This window comes from Hydrogenivirga sp. 128-5-R1-1 (assembly GCF_000171895.1).
Genome location: NZ_ABHJ01000075.1, coordinates 1 through 3322 on the forward strand (window position 1 = coordinate 1; position 3322 = coordinate 3322).

At 30.7% G+C, this 3322-nt stretch carries 1 protein-coding gene; it reads right to left on the reverse strand.

Features of this window, described 5'->3' with window-relative positions; genetic code table 11:
• The coding region (locus tag HG1285_RS05215) for an N-6 DNA methylase (RefSeq protein WP_008288449.1) at positions 1-3322 on the reverse strand (3322 nt) is incomplete at both ends.

Genomic DNA, 3322 nt, shown 5'->3' on the forward strand with positions numbered 1-3322 from the left:
GCCTTTAGCAAACTTCCAAGTGATATACCTGAAAACAAATATATTAAATCTTTTAACAGTTCTATATTTCCTCTAAATTCTTCAATTTGTCCCAACATATCCCACGCCGTTTTTATGCCGTCAAAAATTTCAGGTGGTAAGTAGTTGTATCTTTTATATGTTAGCTGTGCTGGATAGATATTTTTTGAGTTTTGGGTCAGAAGATTTTCTATTTTTTTTCTGTTTTCTGTTTTCAGATTAGTTAAAGTTTTTTTCAAATCTTCTTTCAAGAAGTTTTTTATGTCTTCTTTAAGGTTTTCTATTTCTTCGCTGAAAAATAGGGCTATACCTTCAAGCTCTTTTGGTTTTTCTTCTACAAATATTTTAAGCTCTGAAATGTCGTATAAAATCCTATCTATCTGGTTTAGCTCAAAATCTACCTCATATCTTCCTATGCTTCTTCTTTTTCTTTCGTCATAGCCACAAATGAAAGGTTTTCCATAATTTGCTTTTTCTTTGCATATTTTTGCAAGCTCCACGATTTGAAGATGTTTTTCATTTGTTGGGTCAAACTCTGGAATTGGCATTAAAAGAGGGAGTTTATGTATATTTCTTTCTCCATATAAACCTTCAGATTGAAATTGTTTTATAGCTTGGTTTAAAAGGTTTGAATTTAGAATTGCTGTTATGAAATAACTTTCATCTTCTCCGTCCATGTAAGCATAATTAATTGCATGGTCTACAATAAACTTCCCATTATTCTCTATAAAACAACTTGCTATATTTGACCCTCGTGAAGTATAAAGACAAACATACTTAGCATTCGGGTTTTGTTCGGTTAGTTTGTTTCGGTAATTAAGATTTTCGTAAATGTCTAATTTACCTTTCTTAACCTTTCCCCAATACTTTTCAGCCTTTTCAAGCCATTCTTTTAGATTGACAGGAACGTCATCTTTTGAAGTTTTTAAAACAAATCTGTTTCCTTTTGGCTCTATTGGAAGGACGACATTGTCTAATTTACAGTATCCAAATGGATAAAGATTTTTAGATAAAAGGGTTTTATAAAGATATTTTTCAGGCACAGTTCCCTTTAGCGGTGGCACTTTTATTTTATCCTGCGGGTCTTCAATGGAGATTACAGGAATTTTGTCCTTTGCATATCCCAGCCCTGTTTCTTCTATTTCCACAAACCAAAATCTTCTTGGGACAATAGTTGCCCCTTGTTTAAACATCCGATAATATTTGCTTTTATAAGCCCTTAAATCTTTAAATGGAGCTCCTGTTATCCAGTATTTTTTATCTTCATCAAGTATTACAAGTCCTACTTTTGTTTCTTTTATCTTGAGGTGTTTTTTAGCTTCAAAAAGCTCTAAATTTTTTCTTTTTAGTTTTCCTTTAAATTTCAAAGCTGAAATTTCTTTTGGTGTTTCAACATAGCCTTTTATTTTCTGTGAAATAACAACTCCCGATTTAATGTTAAAAACAGGTGAAACATCTCTCAAATCGTAGATTTTTTCTACTTTGTTTGAAAAATCTTTAAAACCTGTTTTTACTCTAAACCAAGTTTGATGGTCAGCTGTAAAAATAGAAGCTGGTAAAACAAATCCTATTTTCCCATTTTCCTTTAAAAATAGCTCCATAGAAACAATAAAAAACAGAGTTGCAATTTCTATGTGTGTTTTTAGATGTCCAGAGACTTTTATATCGTAATACTTAAAAAGCTGGTCTATAAATTTTTGATAATCCTTGTTTAAATCTTTGTAAGTAAGCCATGGCGGGTTTCCAACGATGTAATCTATTTTGTTTTTAAAGAATAAAGGCTTAAAGTTGTTTTTTATAATGTAAGCCCATATTCCATTTCCTTTTTTGTCTATTATCTCTTTTAAATTTTTTGCCGTTTTTTCTATTAAAGGTAAATCTGCTGAAAACTGTTTATAAACATCTTTGTAGTTTTTCTCTAAAAATCTTTTAAAATCTTCTTTATAATACCTGTTAGCCCAGTTTATAACAGCTTCTATAAGCTCATCTGTAATTTCAAGGTTTTCTTCTTTTATTGGGAAAGAAAGGGTTTTATTTTCTATTTTTATGTCAACCGCTTTTGAAAAAAGACCAGTTGAAGCTCCCTTTTTCTCAAGTGGAAATCTAAAACTGTCAGCATTATAAACAGGAATAAAAATCTCCCTTTCCCTTTCTTTTAAAAGCCCCCCTAAAGCTATAAGGTAGTTTGTTCTTGCAATGATTATAGATATTGGGTTTATGTCAAAACCTATGACGGTGTTTAAAATATGTTTTAAAAGCTGTGAGTCTTCAAGGTTTAACCTTTTCTTTTTCTGATGAATTGTCTTAAACAAAAATGTTCCAGACCCACAGGCAGGGTCTAAAACTTTTTTATCAATCTCATTTACCGTGTCTAAAATGACCTTTTCAGCAAGCCAATCACGTGTGTAATATTCTCCAATCTCATGCCTTTCTTTTTGAATAACAATGTCCTCATAAATTTCTTTTAAAACATCTTCAGACACATTTTCAAAACTGAATTTTTCTTCAATAACCGTTTCTAAACCTGTGCTTACATCGTTTAGTGTTTCTATATCAAAAAATATCCAGCTAAAGAAATCTTTTTCTATATAGTTATAAATACTTAAATTTTCAAAATATTCACCGTTCAAAACCTGTATAAAATCCCGTGCCTGTATTCCAAAAATCTTTTTTAGTGTGTTATAAGAGATTATTTTTATAAGAATGTTTAAATAGGTATGTCTTATAAACATCTCATCGCTTATAACATTTTCCCCGTATATGTATTTCATAAAACTTTTCCACTGGTTAAAGTAAAGGGAAACTTCTTTTTCTTCTTCTTTAAGTTTTTCAAAAGAGTTTTTTAACTTTTCCACCGACTGCCTGAATAAAACGCTCCCCTGCCCGAAAATATTTACGATATTTTCAGAGGTTAAATCTATCTTTTTTGAAGATAATATATATCTATCAAGTTTTATTAAAAATTCTTTGATTTTTTCTTTGGTAGGCTCTTCTATTGGTGCCGAAAAACTGTCAATTGGTTTTGTGAGGTTGTTTCTTTTGTAAACTTCAAAATTTATTCCATCTGTTAAAATTCCGATTTGACTGTCTTTAAACTGGTCAGAATGAAAATACCTTTCAAGCTCCTGTAAACCTTTTCTTTTTTGAGGTCTGCTTTTTATGTTTTTCTTAAACTCAAAGACAACCTTTCCAATAGACAGGTCAGTCCTTCCGATAAATACGCCGTCTTCACTTACAGACTTTTCAACTTCAACCTTTGTTTCACCTTTTAAGATAGTACTTTTTAAAAAGCTCAAAAATAGAG